Here is an 18,255-nt window from a genome sequence, read left to right as displayed (position 1 = left end):
CTAACGCTTGTGGCCAGTGTCCAGCTTGCGCTCCAGGTGCATGGAGTAGCGGGACATACCGAAACAGAAAATCCAGAACACCAGGGCGGCGAACACGTAGCCCTCGGTGGCCATGCCCAGCCAGGCAGGATCAGCCGCCGCCTGCTTGACGCTGTTGAGCAGGTCGAACAGGCCGATGATGATCACCAGGCTGGTGTCCTTGAACAGGGCGATGAAGGTGTTGACGATACCGGGGATCACCAGCTTGAGCGCCTGGGGCAGGATCACCAGTCCCATCGCCCGCCAGTAGCCCAGGCCCATGGCCGCGGCGGCCTCGTACTGGCCCTTGGGGATGGCCTGCAGCCCGCCACGCACCACCTCGGCGATGTACGCCGACTGGAACAGGATCACGCCGATCATCGCCCGCAGCAGCTTGTCGAAGCTCATGCCCTCGGGCAGGAACAGCGGCAGCATCACCGACGACATGAACAGCACGGTGATCAGCGGCACGCCACGCCAGAACTCGATGAAGGTCACGCAGACCACCTTCACCGCCGGCATGTTCGAGCGCCGCCCCAGCGCCAGCAGGATACCCAGCGGCAAGGCGCCGACGATACCGACCGTGGCGATCACCAGGGTCAGCATCAGGCCGCCCCATTGGCTGGTGGGCACCGTGTCCAGGCCCAGCGCGCCGCCGTGCAACAGGAGGTAGGCGAGGATCGGGTACAGCACCAGGAAGCCCAGGCCGTACACCGCCTTGCTCGGGAAGCGCTTGATGAACAAGGGCGCGGCACCGAGCACGGCGAGCCACACGGTCAGGTCGACGCGCCAGCGCAGTTCCGCCGGGTAGTAGCCGTACATGAACTGGCCGAAGCGCTGCTGGATGAACACCCAGCAGGCGCCTTCCTTGGTGCAGTCGGCGCGGGTGGTACCGACCCAGTTGGCGTCGATGAACGCCCACTGCACCAGCGGTGGCACGATCAGCCAGACCAGGTACAGGGCGAACAATGTCAGCAGGGTGTTGAGCCAGCTGGAGAACAGGTTGGACCGCATCCAGGCGAGCACGCCAACGCTCTTCACCGGTGGCGGCATGTCGGGTTTGAAAACATGGGCTGTCACGGATGTACCCTCACCGTTCGATCAGCGCAATGCGCTTGTTGTACCAGTTCATCAACAGCGAAATGCTGATGCTGATGGCGAGATAGACGCTCATGGTGATGGCGATCACCTCGATGGCCTGGCCGGTCTGGTTGAGCACGGTACCGGCGAACAGCGAGACCATCTCCGGGTAGCCGATACCGGCGGCCAGCGACGAGTTCTTCGCCAGGTTCAGGTACTGGCTGGTCAGCGGCGGAATGATCACCCGCAACGCCTGGGGAATGATCACCTTGCGCAACGTCGGGCCTTCGCGCAGGCCCAGCGAGCGGGCCGCCTCGGTCTGGCCATGGCTGACCGAACGGATGCCGGAACGCACAATTTCGGCGATGAACGCCGCGGTGTAGATAGTCAGCGCCAAGGTCAGCGCCAGCAGCTCGGGGATCAGCACCCAGCCACCGACGAAGTTGAAGCCCTTGAGCTGCGGCATTTCCCAGTGCACCGGGCTGCCGAACAGCAGCGCGCACACGCCGGGGATGCCGATGAACAGCAGCAGGCCGACCCAGAACTTGTGGAACGGCTCGCCAGTTTCATCGAAACGCTTGTTGGCAAAGCGCACCATCACCACGATGGCGACGATCGCCAGCGCCAGCGCGATGACGAACGGCCAGAAACCCTCGGCCATCGAGGCGCCGGGCATGTTCAGGCCGCGGTTGCTGATGAAGAAGGTGTCGTCGATGTTGATGCTGCCCCGCGGCCCCGGCAGGGTCAGGAACACGGCGAAGTACCAGAACAGGATCTGCAGCAGCGGCGGAATATTGCGGAAGGTCTCCACGTACACCGTCGCCAGCTTGTTGATCATCCAGTTCGGCGACAGCCGCGCCACGCCGATGATGAAGCCCAGCAGTGTCGCCAGGATGATGCCGATGAAGGTCACCAGCAGGGTGTTGAGCAGGCCGATGACGAACACCCGGGCGTAGCTGTCCGATTCCACGTAGGGGATCAGGTGCTGGGCGATGCCGAAGCCGGCGCTGCGCTCGAGGAAATCGAAGCCCGAGGTGATGCCCCGGTGCTGCAGGTTGGTCTGCGTATTGTGGAAAAGGTACCAGCCCAGGCCCACCACGAAGACCACCGTGAGGATCTGGAACAGCCACGCGCGCACACGTGGATCACTAAGGGAAAACCCTTTCCGTGCGCCGATTTGATTTTGCATGAAGTGCCCCGAAAAGAAGGGATTCGAACGACCCGCGGCGGCAGGATGCCGCCGCGGGGTGCAACCATCAGCGCACCGGTGGCGCGTACTGGATGCCGCCGTTGTTCCACAGGGCGTTCATGCCACGGTCGATCTTCAGGTCGGTGCTCTGGCCCAGGTTCTTCTCGAACACTTCGCCATAGTTGCCGACTTGCTTGACGATCTGCACTACCCAGTCCCTGGGCAGTTTGAGGTCCTTGCCGTACTCGCCATCGGCGCCCAGCAGGCGGGCGACGTCAGGGTTCTTGGTGGACTTGGCCTCGGCCTCGACGTTCTTCGAGGTGATGCCGGCCTCTTCGGCGTTAAGCATGGCGAACAGGGTCCACTTGACGATGCTGAACCATTCCTCGTCACCCTTGCGTACCACCGGGCCGAGCGGCTCCTTGGAGATGGTTTCCGGCAGCACCACGTACTCGGTCGGCGCGGCCAGCTTGGAGCGCTGGGCGAACAGCTGCGACTTGTCCGAGGTCAGCACGTCGCAACGGCCGGATTCCAGCGACTTGGCGCTTTCGTCGGAGGTGTCGAAGGTGATTGGGGTGTACTTCAGGCCATTGGCGCGGAAGTAGTCGGAAACGTTCAGCTCGGTGGTGGTACCGGCCTGGATGCAGATGGTCGCGCCGTCGAGCTCCTTGGCGCTGGAGACACCGAGTTTCTTGTTGGCGAGGAAGCCGACGCCGTCGTAGTAGGTGACGCCGGCGAACACCAGGCCCATGCCGGCATCGCGCGAGCTGGTCCAGGTGGTGTTGCGCGACAGCACGTCGACTTCGCCGGACTGCAGCGCGGTGAAGCGCTCCTTGGCGTTGAGCTGGCTGAACTTGACCTTGGTCGCGTCACCAAAGACCGCGGCGGCCACGGCGCGGCATACATCGGCGTCGATGCCGACGATCTTGCCTTGCGCGTCCGGTACGGAGAAGCCTGGAAGACCATCGCTCACGCCACACTGGACGAAGCCCTTCTTCTTCACCGCGTCGAGGGTGGCGCCGGCCTGGGCGAAGCTGGTGGCGCCCAGCGCGGCGGCGGCGGTCAGGACTGCCAGGGTGGTTTTCAACATCTTCATCAACAACCTCCAAATCGCTCTTGTTGTATGAGCCGGAATTGCACCGCACCCTTATGAGGCGCATCCGACCCTTGTTGGCTTGTTTTTGGGTCAATTGGCGCAATGGGCTGTTCTGTGACAGCCTTCGATCCACACGAGGGGTGTTACCGCGATCGGTCCACCTCTTCGCATGGCAAGGACATAGCAAAGGGCGTACCACAGTCGAAGGCTTAAGCGATTAAGCGGTAGTCAAGTAGTAAAAGTTGTAGAGTTGCGACATCTTTTTCTGGCATTAACCTCCAATGCCTTCTTTTTACGCACTACATAAGTTCGCAAGCACTCTTTTGGAGCAGTCATGACCAACCCGCTGATCCTCGAACCTCAGAAAACCGCCGACGCCTGTGTGATCTGGTTGCACGGCCTGGGGGCCGACCGTTACGACTTCCTACCTGTGGCGGAATTTCTCCAGGAACGCCTGTTGAGCACCCGCTTCATCATGCCCCAGGCCCCCACCCGCCCGGTGACCATCAACGGTGGCTATGAGATGCCCAGCTGGTACGACATCAAGGCCATGACCCCGGCGCGGGCCATCGACGAAACGCAGTTGGAAGAATCGGCCGATCAGGTCATTGCCCTGATCAAGGCGGAACAGGCCAAGGGCATCAACCTGTCGCGCATCTTCCTCGCCGGTTTCTCCCAGGGCGGCGCGGTGGTACTGCACACCGCCTATATAAAGTGGCAGGAAGCCCTGGGCGGGGTGATCGCCCTGTCCACCTACGCACCGACCTTCACCGACGCCCTGCAACTGAGCGCCTGCCAGCAGCGCACCCCGGCGCTGTGCCTGCACGGGGTGCACGACCCGGTGGTGATCCCCTCGATGGGCCGTACCGCCTTCGAGTACCTCGATACCTGGGGCGTCGCCGCCCGCTGGTACGAGTACCCGATGGAGCACGAAGTGGTGGTCGAGGAGCTCAACGACATTCACGAATGGCTGAGCCGTCAGTTGCAGTAGCCCTGTAGCCCGCCATGCATTGCACTACGCCGCGCCCGATTCTTGCATTACACTGCCCGGCGTACATTCCTTAACCAGTTGACGAGACGACCGTGCTCAAGGCACTCAAGAAAATATTCGCCAAGGGAGACGCCGCGCCGCAGGCCGCCGAGCCCGTCGCCGTGACCCCGGCCGCGCCGGCCGCGCAACCGCCTGTCGAAAAGGCGCCAGCACGCCAGCACGCCAAGCCCAGGGCCGCGGCAAAACCACAGGCCGCCCCCCAACCCGGCAACCAGGCGCGCGCCGAACAGCCCGCCCGGGACAAGCCGCGCCGCGAACGCAAGCCCAAGCCCCAGGCCAGCCTGTGGAAGCCCGAGGATTTCGTGGTCGAGCCGCAGGAAGGCAAGACCCGCTTCCACGACTTCAAGCTCTCCAACGAGCTGATGCACGCCATCCACGACCTTGGCTTCCCCTACTGCACACCGATCCAGGCCCAGGTCCTGGGCCACACCCTGCGTGGCCAGGATGCCATTGGCCGGGCCCAGACCGGCACCGGCAAGACTGCCGCGTTTCTGATCTCGATCATCTCGCAGCTGCAGCAGGTGCCACCGCCCAAGGAGCGCTACATGGGCGAGCCGCGGGCGCTGATCATCGCCCCGACCCGCGAGCTGGTGGTGCAGATCGCCAAGGACGCCCAGGCCCTGACCAAGTACAGTGGCCTGAACGTGATGAGCTTCGTCGGCGGCATGGACTTCGACAAGCAACTGAAATCGCTGGAAGCCCGCCACTGCGACATCCTGGTGGCCACCCCCGGCCGCCTGCTGGACTTCAACCAGCGCGGCGAGGTGCATCTGGACATGGTCGAGGTGCTGGTGCTGGATGAGGCCGACCGCATGCTCGACATGGGCTTCATCCCCCAGGTCCGCCAGATCATCCGCCAGACCCCACCGAAGAGCGAACGCCAGACCCTGCTGTTCTCCGCCACCTTCACCGACGACGTGATGAACCTGGCCAAGCAGTGGACCACCAACCCGGCCATCGTCGAGATCGAGCCGGAGAACGTGGCCAGCGAGACCGTCGAGCAGCACGTCTATGCCGTGGCTGGCAGCGACAAGTACAAGCTGCTGTACAACCTGGTCACGCAGAACAAGTGGGAACGGGTGATGGTGTTTGCCAACCGCAAGGACGAGGTGCGGCGCATCGAGGAAAAACTGGTGCGCGACGGCATCAACGCCGCCCAGCTGTCGGGCGACGTGCCGCAGCACAAGCGCATCCGCACCTTGGAGAACTTCCGCGAGGGGCGCATCAGCGTGCTGGTGGCCACCGACGTGGCCGGCCGCGGCATCCATATCGACGGCATCAGCCACGTGATCAACTTCACCCTGCCGGAAGATCCGGATGACTACGTGCACCGTATCGGTCGTACGGGTCGTGCGGGCAGCAGCGGGGTATCGATCAGCTTTGCCGGTGAGGACGATTCGTACCAGCTGCCGGCGATCGAGACGCTGCTGGGGCGCAAGATCAAGTGCGAGATGCCGCCGGACGAGCTGTTGAAGCCGGTGCCACGCAAGCATCACTGATCTTCAAGGCCACTCACCTCCCTGTAGGAGCGGCCTTGTGTCGCGAAAGGGCCGCAAAGCGGCCCCTGCAATATCTGCATCAATGCTCAGATCCGGGGGCCGCGAGGCGGCCCTTTCGCGACACAAGGCCGCTCCCACAAAAGCGATCTGAGCCTGGATTTACCAGCGCCCCGCCGCATCCTGGTCGCTCTGCTTCCCTTCCACCCAGCGCGGCCCCTCCTGGGTGTTCTCCTTCTTCCAGAACGGCGCCCGGGTCTTCAGGTAATCCATGATGAAGTTGCAGGCATCGAACGCTGCCTGCCGGTGCGCGCTGGCCACACCGACGAAGACGATCGGCTCGCCCGGCTCCAGGGCGCCGATGCGGTGCAGCACCTCGACCTTGAGCAACGGCCAGCGCTGCTCGGCCTCGACCACGATCTTGGCCAGGGCCTTCTCGGTCATCCCCGGGTAGTGCTCGAGGAACATCCCGGCCACGTCCAGGCCATCGTTGAAGTCGCGCACGTAGCCGACGAAACCGACCACCGCGCCCACGCCGACATTGGCGGCGTGCATGGCGTTGACCTCGACGCCCGGGTCGAAGGCCGCCTGCTGAACACGTACGGCCACGGTCAACCTCCGGTCACGGGTGGGAAGAACGCGATTTCGTCACCCTCGTCCAATGGCTCATCGAGCCGGCACAGCTCTTCGTTGCGGGCGCACATCAGGTTCTGCTCGGCCAGCACCGCGTAGTGCCCGCCCTTGCCCACCAGGGTCTGGCGCACATCGTCCAGCACCTTGAAGTCGCCTTCCAGGCGCTCGGCGTCGACGCCCAGCAACTCACGGTAGCGGGCGAAATACATGACCTTGACCTTCATCACCCCTCCACCTTGTAGTGGCCGCTCTTGCCGCCGGTCTTCTCCAACAGGCGCACCTGCTCGATGACCATGCCCTTGTCCACCGCCTTGCACATGTCGTAGATCGTCAGCGCGGCGACGCTGGCGGCGGTCAGGGCTTCCATCTCGACGCCGGTCTGCCCGGCCAGCTTGCAGCGGGCGACGATATGCACCACGTTCTCGCCTTCGGCGGCCAGCTCGACCTTGACGCCGGTGAGCATCAGCGGATGGCACAGCGGGATCAGGTCGCTGGTCTTCTTCGCCGCCTGGATGCCGGCGATGCGCGCCACGGCGAACACATCGCCCTTGGGGTGTTGGCCATCGACGATCATGCGCAGGGTGTCCGGCAACATGCGCACCCGTGCCTCGGCAATCGCCTCGCGGGCGGTCACGGCCTTTTCAGTGACGTCGACCATGTTGGCGCGCCCCTGGGAATCAAGATGAGTCAGCACTGCTCTGCTCCTGGGAAGGGAATGCAGAGTGTAAACCCGTAGGTCAGGTTTGCGCAGAGGGTGTATCGACGCACCGGCCTGTTCACCGGCAATACCGACGAACAGGCTGTGCGCTGACGTTTACAGGTGCGACTCGGCGTACTCGGCCAGCACCGAGCGCGGCACGCCCTGCAGGGTGATGTGAACGCCGTGGGGGAAGTCCTTGAAGCGTTCGGTCAGGTAGGTCAGCCCGGAGCTGGTGGCCGACAGGTACGGCGTGTCGATCTGCGCCAGGTTGCCCAGGCAGACCACCTTGGACCCGTTCCCCGCGCGGGTGATGATGGTCTTGATCTGGTGCGGCGTGAGGTTCTGGCACTCGTCGATGAGGATCAGGCTCTGCTGGAAGCTGCGACCGCGGATGTAGTTCAGCGACTTGAACTGCAACGGCACCCGCTCGAGGATGTACTCGACGCTGCCGTGGGTGCTCTCGTCGTCCATGTGCAGCGCTTCGAGGTTGTCGGTGATGGCGCCCAGCCAGGGCTCCATCTTCTCCGCCTCGGTGCCCGGCAGGAAGCCGATCTCCTGATCCAGCCCCTGCACGCTGCGGGTGGCGATGATGCGCCGGTAGCGCTTGCTGACCATGGTCTGCTCGATGGCCGCGGCCAGCGCCAGGATGGTCTTGCCGGAGCCGGCGGCGCCGGTCAGGTTGACCAGGTGGATATCCGGGTCGAGCAGGGCGAACAGCGCAAGGCTCTGGTGGATGTCCCGTGGCTTGAGGCCCCAGGCTTCCTGGTGCAGCAGCGGCTCCTGATGCAGGTCGAGCAGCAACAGTTCGCTGTCGCGGATGCCCTTGATCCAGCCGACAAAGCCCTGCTCATCGATGATGAACTCGTTGATGTGTACCGCCGGCAGGTTGTCGATCAGTTGCACCCGGTGCCAGGTACGGCCGCGTTCCTGGCGGGTGTCGACCTTGCTCACACGGTCCCAGAACGACCCCGTGACCGAGTGGTAGCCCTTGGACAGCAAGGACACGTCGTCGACCAATTGGTCGGTGCTGTAGTCCTCGGCGGCGATCCCGCAGGCACGCGCCTTCAGGCGCATGTTGATGTCCTTGGTCACCAGCACCACGTCGAGGTCCTTACGCTTGGCGCGCAGGTCCAGCAGCTGGTTGATGATGATGTTGTCGGCGAGGTTTTCGGGGAGCAGGCGGTTCGGCTCGTTGCGCGTGCTCATGAGGATGGACAGGAAGCCCTTGGGCCCGCTCTTGCCGCGCTGGATCGGCACGCCTTGCTCGACATCGCTGGGCGAGGCGTCGCCCAAGGTCTGGTCGATCAGGCGGATGGCCTGGCGACATTCGGCGGCGATGGTGTGTTTGCCGGTCTTGAGCTTGTCGAGTTCCTCCAGCACCGTCATCGGTATGGCGACGTGGTGCTCCTCGAAGTTGAGCAGGGCGTTGGGGTCGTGAATCAGGACGTTGGTATCGAGCACATACAGGATTGGCTGGTTGGAGGAAGGGGTGCGTCCTTGGTCATCCATACTCGTTCACCTTATGTGAAAGCCACACGGCGCGAACGGCTGCGCCGCAGAGTGACTGCCGTTCTTCCCGTATCCGCGTCGTTACGGGCGGGAAGCTCACCTGGCAAAAGGGGCGTGGATGACGCCACCTGTGCTGCAGGGTTCGGCTGTCTGGTTCCTTGATACCGCAAAAACCATGACCGAAAAAAGTCTTTTTACGCTCCGGTGAAGTTTATTTTTCGGATTGACGAACAGGGCTTGGCGCGAGGCCAGAGCGGGACTACAGTCAGAGATCAGGTACCGCATCTAGCCCGTTCAGGCGCGCACGAACCGCTGGCGCAGCACATCGCTCAGGGCGTCCACCAGCAGCACCAGCAACAGCATGGCGATGATCACCGTGCTGGCCTGGGCCTCCTGGAACAGGCTAAGGGTCGCGTAGAGCATCTGCCCCAGCCCACCCGCTCCCACGAACCCCAACACGCTGGCCATGCGGATGTTGTTCTCCCAGCGATACAGGCTGTACGCCAGCAGTTGCGGCCACAAGTTGGGCAGCGTGCCGAAACAGAACGCCGCCAGCTGGCTGCCGCCCTGCAGTCGGATCGCCGCCGCCGGCTCCGGCGGCGCATTTTCAAGCGCCTCGGCGAACAGCCGCCCCAGCACCCCGGCGGTGTGCAGCGCCAGCGCCAGGGTGCCGGCATTCGGCCCCAGGCCCGCCGCCAGCACGGTCAGCGCCGCCCAGACCAGCTCCGGAATCGCCCGCAACGCATTGAGCAGCAGGCGCGCCGCGCCCTGCAACGGCCAACCGAAGCGGCCGGCGGCCGGCAGCGCCAGCAATAGACCCAGCAGCATCGCCGAGAGCGTCCCCATCCCGGACATGGCCAGCGTTTCCAGGGCGCCCTGACCCACCGCCCGCAGATGCGTCAGGGAAAGGTCCGGGTGCAGGAAGCGCGCCGCGTATTCGCCCATCTGCGCCGGTCCGCCGCTGCCGACGAGCGCTGCCAGGTCCAGCTCCAGGTAGGCGAACGACGCCAGCACCGCCGCCAGGATCGCGACGATCACCAGCCCATTGATCACCCGCCTCATGCGAGCCTCCCGCGCAGGAAGCGGCTGAGCAGGTCGGCCAGCACCACCAGCAACAGGAAGGTCAGCAGCATGCTCGCCACCTCGGCCCCGGCGAACATGCGCATCGACAAGTCGATCTGCTGGCCCAGGCCACCAGCGCCGACGAAGCCCATCACCACCGAGGCGCGCACCGCGCATTCCCAGCGGTACACGGTATAGGACATCACCTCGCTTGCGGCCTCGGGCAGGGTGCCATAGAGAAACGCCGACAGGCGGCTGCTGCCGGCCTGGAGCAAGGCATGGGCCGGGCGCTGGTCCACCGATTCGAAGATTTCCGCGTAGACCTTGCCGAGCATGCCGCTGTAGGTAATGGCGATGGCCAGCACCCCGGCGGTCGGGCCCAGGCCCACGGCACGGACGAACAGCAGTGCCCAGACAATCTCTGGCACGCTGCGCAGGAAGATCAGTACGCCGCGCACCGGCAGGCGTGCAGTGCGTGACCATGGTCCCAGACGTCCACCATTGGAAGCTGCCCGCAGCGACAGCGCCCGGCTGGCCAGCAGGCTGGCCGGCACCGCCAGCAGCAGCGCCAGGGTCATGCCCGCCGTGGCCACGGCCAGGGTCTGCACCGTGGCGCTGAGCAGCAGATGCAGAAAGCCGGCGTCGTGGGCCGGGGGCCAGAATGCGCTGACGAAGCTGGCCATCTGCTGACGGTTCTCGGCCTGCAACAGCACGCCGGGGTCGAGTTCGCTCAAGCGCAGGCCCGGCCACAGCAGCGCCAGGCACAACAGGGTCAACAGCAAACGAGGGATGGCAGCGGGGTCGCGCTGGTCAGTGCTCAGCATCGCGGGATCTGCACCTGCAGGCTCGCCGTCGCGGCAACAGGCGAGGCCAGTTGCTCGTTGGCGTACAAGGCATCGAGCATCGCTTCGCTGACCGCTTCTGCCGGGCAGTCGAACGCTACCTGCCCGGCACGAATGCCGACAATGCGCGGAAAATGCGCCAAGGCGAGCTCCACCGCGTGCAGGCTGGCGACCAGGGTCACGCCATGGGCCTGGGCATGGCGATTGAGCAGCGCCAGGCTATGGTCGGCCAGCACCGGGTCCATGGCCGAAACCGGTTCATCGGTCAGCAGCACTTCAGGTCGCTGGTACAAGGCACGGGCAATGCCGACCCGCTGCAACTGGCCACCGGACAACTGCCCGCACTGGGCGAACAGTTTGTCGGCCATGCCCAGCTCGGCCAGCGCCGCACGGGCACCGGGTACATCGCCGGGGTGGATCAGGTTGAGCAGCCCGCGCAACGTGCCCCACTGCCCCAGGCGCCCCGCCAACACGGCGGTGACCACCCGCTGGCGCAGCGGCAGGGGCGGCGCCTGGTGTACCAGGCCAACCCGTGCGCGCAAGCGCTGGCGGGCCCGGGCAGACAATGCCCAGGGCTGCTCGCCCAACAACTCCAGCCGCCCGCCACTGGGCGGCACGGCGGTGCCCATCAGGTGCAGCAGGCTGGATTTGCCGGCCCCGGACGGACCGATGATCGCCACCCGCTCGCCCTGGCCGATCAGCAGGTCCACCGCGCTCAAGGCCTGGACCTGACCATGGCGCACACTGGCGCCCTGAACACGGATACTCACTTGAGCAGACCGGCCTCACGCGCGGCTTGCTCGGTGCCCGCGTAGTTCTCGGGCTTGGTCTCGATGAAGCGGCTGGCGGCCTGCAGGTCGAGGATCGCCTTGTCCGCAGGCTTGGCCGGGTCCAGGGCGAGGAAGGCCTGCTTGATCTTTTCTTTCAGTGCCGGGTCCATGTTGCCGCGCACGGTCCAGTTGTAGTCGAAGTACTCCGGCGTGGTGGCGAACACCTTTACCTTGCTGGTGTCGACCTTGCCGACTGCGACCAGCTTGTCCCAGACGCTGGCGTTGAGCACGCCGGCATCGGCCTTGCCGGCCTGGACCCAGGCGGCGGTGGCATCGTGGGCGCCGGAATAGGCAACGCGGCTGAAGTACTCCTCGGGCTTGATGTTGTCGTTCTTGAGCATGAAGTAACGCGGCATCAGGCTGCCCGAGGTGGACGAAATCGAACCGAAGGCGAAGGTCTTGCCCTTGAGGTCCTTGAGGCTTTTCACGTCCGGGTTGGCGGTGATGAACTTGCTGGTGAACTTGGCATCCTGCTCACGCTGCACCAGCGGCGTGGCCTTGGGGTCCTTCAGGTGCACCTGGACGAAGGTGAAGCCCCCCAGCCAGGCCAGGTCCAGGCGATCGCTGGCCAGCGACTCGACCACAGCCGGGTAGTCGGCCACCGGCACGAACTGCACCTTCATGCCCAGCTGCTGCTCAAGGTACTCGCCCAGTGGCTTGAACTTGCGCAGCAGTTCGGTTGGCGCCTCGTCGGGGATGGCGCTGACGCGCAGCACATCGGCGGCCTGGGCGAACACCGCGCAGCAGGACAGCGCGAGGCCGGCAAACAGTGCCAGGGGACGTTTGAGCATGGGGATTCTCCGGTTCGATCGCGGGGTATGAGTCGGTGTTGCATCGCGGGAAGTATAAGAGCCGCAGGCACAAAGGCCAGCTTTGCTACAATCGCGCATCACGAAAAGTCGAGGTGCACATGAGCGAGCCGATTCGTCTGACACAGTACAGCCACGGCGCTGGCTGTGGCTGCAAGATTTCTCCCAAGGTCCTGGATGTGATCCTCGCCGAGAGCGGCACGCAGGCCCTCGACCCGAAACTCTGGGTCGGCAACGCCTCGCGCGACGACGCCGCCGTCTACGCCCTGGATGACGAGCGCGGCGTGGTCTCGACCACCGACTTCTTCATGCCCATCGTCGACGACCCGTACGACTTCGGCCGCATCGCCGCCACCAACGCCATCAGCGACATCTACGCCATGGGCGGCGACCCGCTGATGGCCATCGCCATCCTCGGCTGGCCGGTCAACGTGCTGCCGCCGGAGGTCGCCCGCGAGGTGATCCGCGGCGGCCGCGCCGTGTGCGCCGAAGCCGGCATCCCGCTGGCCGGCGGCCATTCCATCGACGCCCCCGAGCCGATTTTCGGCCTGGCCGTGACCGGCGTGGTGAGCAAGCGCCACCTCAAGCGCAACGACACCGCCAGCGTCGGCTGCCGCCTGTACCTGACCAAGCCACTGGGCATCGGCATTCTCACCACCGCCGAGAAGAAGGCCAAGCTGCGCGAACAGGACCAGGGCCTGGCCCGTGACTGGATGTGCACCCTCAACACCCCGGGCAGCCGCTTCGGCAAGCTCGACGGCGTACAGGCGATGACCGACGTCACCGGTTTCGGCCTGCTCGGCCACCTGGTCGAAGTCGCCGAGGGCAGCGGCCTCACCGCCCGCCTGCAGTACGCCGCGGTGCCGCGCCTGCCCAGCGTCGAGCATTACCTGGCCGAGGGCTGCATCCCCGGCGGCACCCTGCGCAACTTCGACAGCTACGGCCACAAGATCGGCGCGCTGAGCGACGAGCAGAAGCACCTGCTGTGCGACCCGCAGACCAGCGGCGGCCTGCTGGTGGCGGTCACCCCGCAAGGCGAGGCGGAATTCCTCGCCGTGGCGCGGGAGCTCGGGCTCGAACTGGCGCCGATCGGCGAGCTGGTCGAGCGACAGAGCCACGCAGTCGAGGTGATCTGATGCGCCCCGACTGCACCGAGCTGAAACAGCTGTTCCTCGACGACGTGCCGATGATGGACATGCGCGCACCGATCGAATTCACCAAAGGCGCCTTCCCCGGCGCGGTCAACCTGCCGCTGATGAACGACCAGGAGCGGCAGAAGGTCGGCACCTGCTACAAGCAGCAGGGCCAGGCCGCCGCCATCACCCTGGGCCACCAGTTGGTCAACGGCGCGCTCAAGCAACAGCGCCTGGAGGCCTGGGCCGCGTTCACCCAGGCCCATCCCGACGGCTACCTCTACTGCTTCCGTGGCGGCCTGCGCTCGCAGATCGTCCAGGGCTGGCTCAAGGACGCCGGCATCCAGTATCCGAAGGTGGTGGGCGGCTACAAGGCCATGCGCACCCTGCTGATGGACACCACGCTGCAGGCGGTGCAGCAGTGCGAGTTCGTCCTGGTGGGCGGACTGACCGGCACCGGCAAGACCGATGTGCTGCACCAGCTGGACAACGTGCTCGACCTCGAAGGCCACGCCAATCACCGCGGTTCCAGCTTCGGCAAGCGCGCCACGGCGCAGCCGGCGCAGATCGATTTCGAGAACGCGCTGGCCATCGACATCCTCAAGAAACGCGAGCGAGGCATCGGCCAGTTCGTGCTCGAGGACGAAGGCCGCGTGGTCGGCAGCTGCGCGGTGCCGCTGGAAATGTACCAGGGCATGCAGCGCTATCCGCTGGTGTGGCTGGAAGACAGCTTCGCGCATCGCGTGGAACGTATCCTGCGCGACTACGTGATCAACCTGTGCGCCGAGTACATCGCCGTGCACGGTGAAGAAACCGGCGGCCCGCTGTTCGCCGAGCGCATGCGCCAGAGCATGATCAACATCTACAAGCGCCTGGGCGGCGAACGCTTCCAGCGGCTGTCGACGTTGCTCGACCAGGCGCTGGAGGAGCAGCTGCGCAGCGGCGACGTGAGCCTGCACCGAGGGTGGATCGAAGGGCTGCTCAAGGAGTACTACGACCCGATGTACGCCTACCAGCGAGCGGCCAAGGCACAGCGGATCGAGTTCGCCGGAGACGGCGTGGAGGTGCGCGAGTACCTGAAGGCCCGGGCACTGCGTGAGCAACGCGGCGCCTGATTCGCGGATGCCGCATCACTGCCCAGGACTGAGCACCCGCTCCAGCTCCGCCGCGCGGTCCTTGCTCATGTCCATCTCACACATGGCGCCTTCGATGCGGTAGATGCTGCCGTTGCTCAACTTGCCGTGGAAGGCGCAGTTGCCGTCGCGGTACTTCATCCAGGTGCGCTGGACGTCGCGCAGGTCCTTCTGCTGCTGGCTGTCGAGCTTGGCCATCAGCTGCTTGTAGACCCGGTTCAGCCGGTCATCCTGCAGCTGGGTCTCGGCCTGGATGCAAGCGCCCATGGCCAGGGTGCTGGAGGCCTTGTCCATGCACTGGGTGTAGGTGGGCGAATAGTCCTCGGCCTGGGCGCCGGCGGCGATCAGCAGGGCGGCGGCGCCGACCAGGCAATGCTTGAACATGGGCTTTCCTTTTCGCAGATGAATGCGGCACAGCCTAGCACCCTGCCGCACCTTCGTTCACGCACAGCGCCTGGATCCGCGCCCGCAACCAGCGGTGCCCGGCATCGCCGTCACGTCGCGAGTGCCAGGCCTGGGCAAAGGCGAACGGTGAGATCGCCAGGGGCGGCGCGAACCGGCGCAGCGCCGGGTCCAGCCGGGCACCGGCAAGGCTGCGCCGGGCCACGGTGAGCACCAGGTCGGTCCCGGCAATGACACTTTGGGCCACCCCCCAATGCGGCAAGGTCAGGGCGATGCGTCGGCGTGCGCCCAAACTGGCCAGGGCCTGGTCGATCTCGTTGTCGATGCCGGGGCGCACCGCCACCAGCACATGGGGCCGCGCCAGCCAGGGTTCGAGCGCCAGGCCGCCTCGGGGCGGCAGGCTGGCCCGGTCGGCCAGGCAAACGAAGGATTCCTCGAACAGCACCTGCTGGGCCATTTCCGTCGGCAGTTCCGGGAACACGCCCAGCGCCAGGTCTGCCTCGCCGTCGATCAACTGGCCGAGCATCGCCTCGCGGCTGCCTTGGGACACCACCAGGTCGATGCCCGGCGCTTCGCGCCGCATCAGGCGCATCAACGCAGGCAGCACCACGCGGGCGCCGTAGTCGGACATGGCTAGGCGAAACGTGCGCCGAGCCCGCGCCGGCTCGAAGCCCGGCGTGCCGAGCAGTCCGTCGAGTTGCTGCAACGCCTCCTGTAACGGCGCTTGCAAAGCCTCGGCACGGGCTGTCAGTTGCAGGCGGCCATCGCGTCGCACCAGCAACGGATCGGCGAAAAGCTCGCGCAACTGCGCCAGGGCATGGCTGACCGCCGGCTGGCTGCGATGCAGGCGCAGGGCCGCGCGCGAGACATGTTGCTCGCTGAGCAAGGCGTGCAATGTCAGCAGCAGGTTCAGGTCGATGCGGCGCAGATCATCCATGGTACGAATACAGCCTGTGCGAAGTTCGAATTTCCATCATTGAAATGCATGATCGAGACTGAGGCCAGTGTTCTTATCTGGAGTAGACACCATGCCCGCCAGCCTCTTCGCCGCCCACCCCTTGTTCATCGCCCTGCTCGCCGGGGCCGCCGTGCCGTTCCAGGCCGGCAGCAACGCCGCGCTCGGGCGCCTGCTCGGCCATCCGCTGTGGGCCGCCGGGGTGTCGTTGCTGGTCAGCCTGCTGATGCTGGTGCCGGCCCTGCTGCTGATGCGCGCGCCACTGCCACAGGTGCAGCAACTGGCCCATGCGCCCTGGTGGGCCTGGTTCGGCGGGGTCGCCGGGGTGCTGTACATCACCGCCGCGCTGGTGCTGACGCCGCGCCTGGGGGCAGCCGGGTTCATCGTCTGCGTGGTGGCCGGGCAGGTGCTGTCGTCGCTGCTGATCGACCAGTTTGGCCTGATGGGCTTGCCGGAGCGGCCAGTGAACCTGTTGCGACTGGCGGGGGTGGGGATGATCGTGATCGGGATGATCGTGGTGCAGTGGGGCACGGCGCGTTGAGCGCACCCTCACAAGGTGTGCGGCTGCTCCGGCGGCACGATCACCTTGTGCGGCTCGAAGCGCAGCGAGGGCATCTGCGTACCGGCATACAGCGCCACGCTCAGGGCAGCGACCAGCGCCACATCCAGCCAGCTCCAACCCGGCACCTGCGCCGCCGAGCGCGCCTTCCAGCACCACCACAGCTGCCCCAGGCAGAACACCAGGATCGCCAGCAGCCATAGGTAGAAGCCCGCGCCAAAACCGCTCACATCCTGGAAGGCGTAGCTCTGGTTGTCCGGCAAGCGGGTGATGGCGAAGCTGCTGGCCGCCAGGTACAACGCCACCAGGCCGCATACCAGCGCCAGGCGGCGGAACCGGCGGTGGGCGAGGACTGCCAGCGCCAGCAGCGGGTTGGCGAACCACTGGTACAGGCCGAAGGCGATGCCCCAGGGGCCGTAGAGCAGCATCTGCAACGCCGGCATATGCCGGCCCGCCCCCATCAGGGCGCCATCGAAAGCCAGGCTCAGCAGGTACAGCAGCAAACTGAAGGTCAGATAGAAGGCTTGCAAACACAGACTCCGTCGATCATCGGCAAAACCCGACCATAGCGTACCTGTGCCTCAGGCGACAGGCAGTTCGAGCAGCAGCCCGTACAAGCCCGAATCGGAGAGCTCACCGGCGACACACCAGCGGGCGCGCAAGGTGCCCTCAAGGACGAAGCCCTGGCGTTCCAGTGTACGCGCCGAGCCCTGGTTGCGCGGATCGATTTCCGCCTCCAGGCGACGCAGGTGCAGGGTGTGGGCGAGGTAGTCGATGAAGCAGGTCAGCGCCTCGTCCATGTAGCCCCGGCCCTGGGCGGATTTGGCCAGGCAGTAGCCGATCTCGCCACGGCGTGACCCCTCCTCGAGGTTGAACAGCTGGACCATGCCGATCAGCTCGCCGTTGTCGCGGCGGTACATGCCCAGCTTGAGCAACTGTCCGGCGGCGTAGGCTTCGCGGTCGGCGGCCAGGGCGCTTTCGGCCTCGGCCAGGGTCTGCCAGGGGGCGTGGTACCAGTAACGCATCACTTCCGGGTCGGCCATGATGGTCAGCCACTGCTGCGCATCGCCATGGCGCATGGGGCGCAGCTGCAGGCGTGGGCTGTCGAGGCACAGGTCGCTGGGGAAACTGCGGGGGTCGGGCACGCCGGGACTCCTGTCCGGTGGTGAGGAGATGACAGTCTAACGACAGTGGCTCGGTCTGGCATCCCTGGGGCCGCTTTGCGGCCCCTTTCAGCGCTACCGGTTCAACCCCAGCTCCATGTCATCGATCAGCCCCTTGGCCAGCCCGCTGAGAATTCGCGCCGCACTGGCGGCCATGAGGTCACCCTCCATCTCGGCCTCGGTGGTGAAATGCGCCACACAGCCGAGCAGCACCGACAGGTCGCTGAACGCGTGGTCAAACGGGATGCCGGGCTGGATGCAGAAGATCTCGAGGCAGGTGGTCTTGCCCTGGGTCGGGCCGGGCTTGAAGTCGTCGCTCATACCGGCGCCCCCTTGGCCCGGGCGTGGCGGACCAGCGAGATGACCAGTTGGCCGAGGATCTCGACGCTGTCCATCATCACGTCGAGGCGCGCATCGCGCTGGCAGACGGTGTAGGCATGGACGGTGTCGCTGAGGGTGTGCATCAGCTTGTTGGCGTGGGCCATGGCTTCCTCGGGGTCGAGGTCGCTGATGATGGTGACGAAGGGGATTGGGTAGGGTGGGTCAGGTACTAGTTTTTTCATAGTTGTTACTCTGGAAAGGGTTTCTAGAGCAA

At 65.5% G+C, this 18,255-nt stretch carries 22 protein-coding genes; 5 read left to right on the top strand and 17 right to left on the bottom strand.

Going from position 1 to position 18,255, the window contains the following annotated elements; genetic code table 11:
* The 3 genes from AC25MA_RS12700 to AC25MA_RS12690 all read right to left on the bottom strand — a co-directional run bounded on the left by AC25MA_RS12700 (position 1) and on the right by AC25MA_RS12690 (position 3,383).
* Positions 1-1,098 (bottom strand): amino acid ABC transporter permease, encoded by a 1,098-nt coding sequence (locus tag AC25MA_RS12700; RefSeq protein WP_349738293.1) that lies wholly within the window; start codon positions 1,096-1,098, stop codon positions 1-3.
* Between the two features lie 10 nt (positions 1,099-1,108).
* Positions 1,109-2,287: an amino acid ABC transporter permease gene (locus AC25MA_RS12695; RefSeq protein WP_062364047.1), complete on the bottom strand. Its 1,179-nt coding sequence runs from the start codon at positions 2,285-2,287 to the stop codon at positions 1,109-1,111.
* Positions 2,288-2,354: 67 nt separating this feature from the next.
* A complete protein-coding gene (locus AC25MA_RS12690; RefSeq protein ID WP_028689776.1) occupies positions 2,355-3,383 on the bottom strand; it encodes an amino acid ABC transporter substrate-binding protein in 1,029 nt (342 codons plus the stop codon).
* A gap of 334 nt (positions 3,384-3,717) precedes the next feature.
* On the opposite strand from AC25MA_RS12690, the gene AC25MA_RS12685 reads away from it, so the two are divergent.
* The gene (locus tag AC25MA_RS12685) at positions 3,718-4,374 is read left to right on the top strand and encodes an alpha/beta hydrolase (protein WP_028689777.1); all 657 of its coding nucleotides are present in this window, start codon (positions 3,718-3,720) and stop codon (positions 4,372-4,374) included.
* 92 nt (positions 4,375-4,466) lie between these two features.
* Positions 4,467-5,933 (top strand): ATP-dependent RNA helicase RhlB, encoded by a 1,467-nt coding sequence (gene rhlB, locus AC25MA_RS12680; RefSeq protein WP_028689778.1) that lies wholly within the window; start codon positions 4,467-4,469, stop codon positions 5,931-5,933.
* Between the two features lie 159 nt (positions 5,934-6,092).
* Here the strand turns inward: rhlB and moaE are convergent, their stop codons facing one another.
* The 8 genes from moaE to AC25MA_RS12640 form a co-directional block, all read right to left on the bottom strand.
* Positions 6,093-6,539, bottom strand: a complete 447-nt coding sequence (gene moaE, locus AC25MA_RS12675) for a molybdopterin synthase catalytic subunit MoaE (RefSeq protein WP_062364041.1) — start codon at positions 6,537-6,539, stop codon at positions 6,093-6,095.
* A gap of 2 nt (positions 6,540-6,541) precedes the next feature.
* Positions 6,542-6,787, bottom strand: coding sequence for a molybdopterin converting factor subunit 1 (moaD, locus tag AC25MA_RS12670; protein ID WP_028689780.1), 246 nt, complete (start codon positions 6,785-6,787; stop codon positions 6,542-6,544).
* Positions 6,787-7,257, bottom strand: a complete 471-nt coding sequence (moaC, locus tag AC25MA_RS12665; protein WP_028689781.1) for a cyclic pyranopterin monophosphate synthase MoaC — start codon at positions 7,255-7,257, stop codon at positions 6,787-6,789. Before moaC ends, moaD begins: the two co-directional genes overlap by 1 nt.
* A 120-nt stretch (positions 7,258-7,377) precedes the next feature.
* On the bottom strand, positions 7,378-8,772 hold the full coding sequence (locus tag AC25MA_RS12660) for a PhoH family protein (RefSeq protein ID WP_084941689.1): 1,395 nt from the start codon (positions 8,770-8,772) through the stop codon (positions 7,378-7,380).
* A gap of 294 nt (positions 8,773-9,066) precedes the next feature.
* Entirely contained in the window at positions 9,067-9,834 is a 768-nt protein-coding gene (phnE, locus tag AC25MA_RS12655; RefSeq protein WP_062364037.1) for a phosphonate ABC transporter, permease protein PhnE, read from the bottom strand.
* Positions 9,831-10,658 (bottom strand): PhnE/PtxC family ABC transporter permease, encoded by an 828-nt coding sequence (locus tag AC25MA_RS12650; RefSeq protein ID WP_486972075.1) that lies wholly within the window; start codon positions 10,656-10,658, stop codon positions 9,831-9,833. The genes phnE and AC25MA_RS12650 overlap by 4 nt, the downstream gene beginning before the upstream one ends.
* Complete coding sequence (locus AC25MA_RS12645) at positions 10,652-11,446, bottom strand: phosphonate ABC transporter ATP-binding protein (protein ID WP_028689785.1); 795 nt, start codon at positions 11,444-11,446, stop codon at positions 10,652-10,654. Before AC25MA_RS12645 ends, AC25MA_RS12650 begins: the two co-directional genes overlap by 7 nt.
* The gene (locus AC25MA_RS12640; protein WP_486972074.1) at positions 11,443-12,297 is read right to left on the bottom strand and encodes a putative selenate ABC transporter substrate-binding protein; all 855 of its coding nucleotides are present in this window, start codon (positions 12,295-12,297) and stop codon (positions 11,443-11,445) included. Before AC25MA_RS12640 ends, AC25MA_RS12645 begins: the two co-directional genes overlap by 4 nt.
* A 119-nt stretch (positions 12,298-12,416) precedes the next feature.
* Here AC25MA_RS12640 and selD point away from each other — a divergent pair, with 119 nt between their 5' ends.
* Positions 12,417-13,451, top strand: coding sequence for a selenide, water dikinase SelD (gene selD / locus AC25MA_RS12635; RefSeq protein ID WP_028689787.1), 1,035 nt, complete (start codon positions 12,417-12,419; stop codon positions 13,449-13,451).
* On the top strand, positions 13,451-14,563 hold the full coding sequence (gene mnmH / locus AC25MA_RS12630; RefSeq protein WP_028689788.1) for a tRNA 2-selenouridine(34) synthase MnmH: 1,113 nt from the start codon (positions 13,451-13,453) through the stop codon (positions 14,561-14,563). The genes selD and mnmH overlap by 1 nt, the downstream gene beginning before the upstream one ends.
* A gap of 15 nt (positions 14,564-14,578) precedes the next feature.
* On the opposite strand, the gene AC25MA_RS12625 is transcribed toward mnmH, so the two are convergent.
* Complete coding sequence (locus AC25MA_RS12625; protein ID WP_028689789.1) at positions 14,579-14,965, bottom strand: lysozyme inhibitor LprI family protein; 387 nt, start codon at positions 14,963-14,965, stop codon at positions 14,579-14,581.
* A gap of 34 nt (positions 14,966-14,999) precedes the next feature.
* Positions 15,000-15,920 (bottom strand): LysR family transcriptional regulator, encoded by a 921-nt coding sequence (locus tag AC25MA_RS12620; RefSeq protein WP_069016120.1) that lies wholly within the window; start codon positions 15,918-15,920, stop codon positions 15,000-15,002.
* 91 nt (positions 15,921-16,011) lie between these two features.
* Here AC25MA_RS12620 and AC25MA_RS12615 point away from each other — a divergent pair, with 91 nt between their 5' ends.
* Positions 16,012-16,479, top strand: coding sequence for a DMT family transporter (locus AC25MA_RS12615; RefSeq protein ID WP_486972073.1), 468 nt, complete (start codon positions 16,012-16,014; stop codon positions 16,477-16,479).
* 8 nt (positions 16,480-16,487) lie between these two features.
* On the opposite strand, the gene AC25MA_RS12610 is transcribed toward AC25MA_RS12615, so the two are convergent.
* From AC25MA_RS12610 to AC25MA_RS12595, 4 genes are all read right to left on the bottom strand, one after another.
* Positions 16,488-17,027: a hypothetical protein gene (locus tag AC25MA_RS12610; RefSeq protein WP_486972072.1), complete on the bottom strand. Its 540-nt coding sequence runs from the start codon at positions 17,025-17,027 to the stop codon at positions 16,488-16,490.
* Positions 17,028-17,078: 51 nt separating this feature from the next.
* Positions 17,079-17,642 (bottom strand): GNAT family N-acetyltransferase, encoded by a 564-nt coding sequence (locus AC25MA_RS12605; protein WP_051555640.1) that lies wholly within the window; start codon positions 17,640-17,642, stop codon positions 17,079-17,081.
* A 93-nt stretch (positions 17,643-17,735) separates the two neighbouring features.
* Positions 17,736-17,981 carry a DUF3077 domain-containing protein gene (locus AC25MA_RS12600; protein WP_028689794.1) on the bottom strand — a complete coding sequence of 82 codons (246 nt, stop codon included), beginning with the start codon at positions 17,979-17,981 and terminating at the stop codon, positions 17,736-17,738.
* Positions 17,978-18,223: a hypothetical protein gene (locus AC25MA_RS12595; RefSeq protein ID WP_046857050.1), complete on the bottom strand. Its 246-nt coding sequence runs from the start codon at positions 18,221-18,223 to the stop codon at positions 17,978-17,980. The genes AC25MA_RS12600 and AC25MA_RS12595 overlap by 4 nt, the downstream gene beginning before the upstream one ends.
* Positions 18,224-18,255 lie beyond the last annotated feature (32 nt).

This window comes from Pseudomonas sp. P65(2024) (genome assembly GCF_057480955.1).
This window is presented reverse-complemented; position numbering and strand designations above follow the sequence as displayed.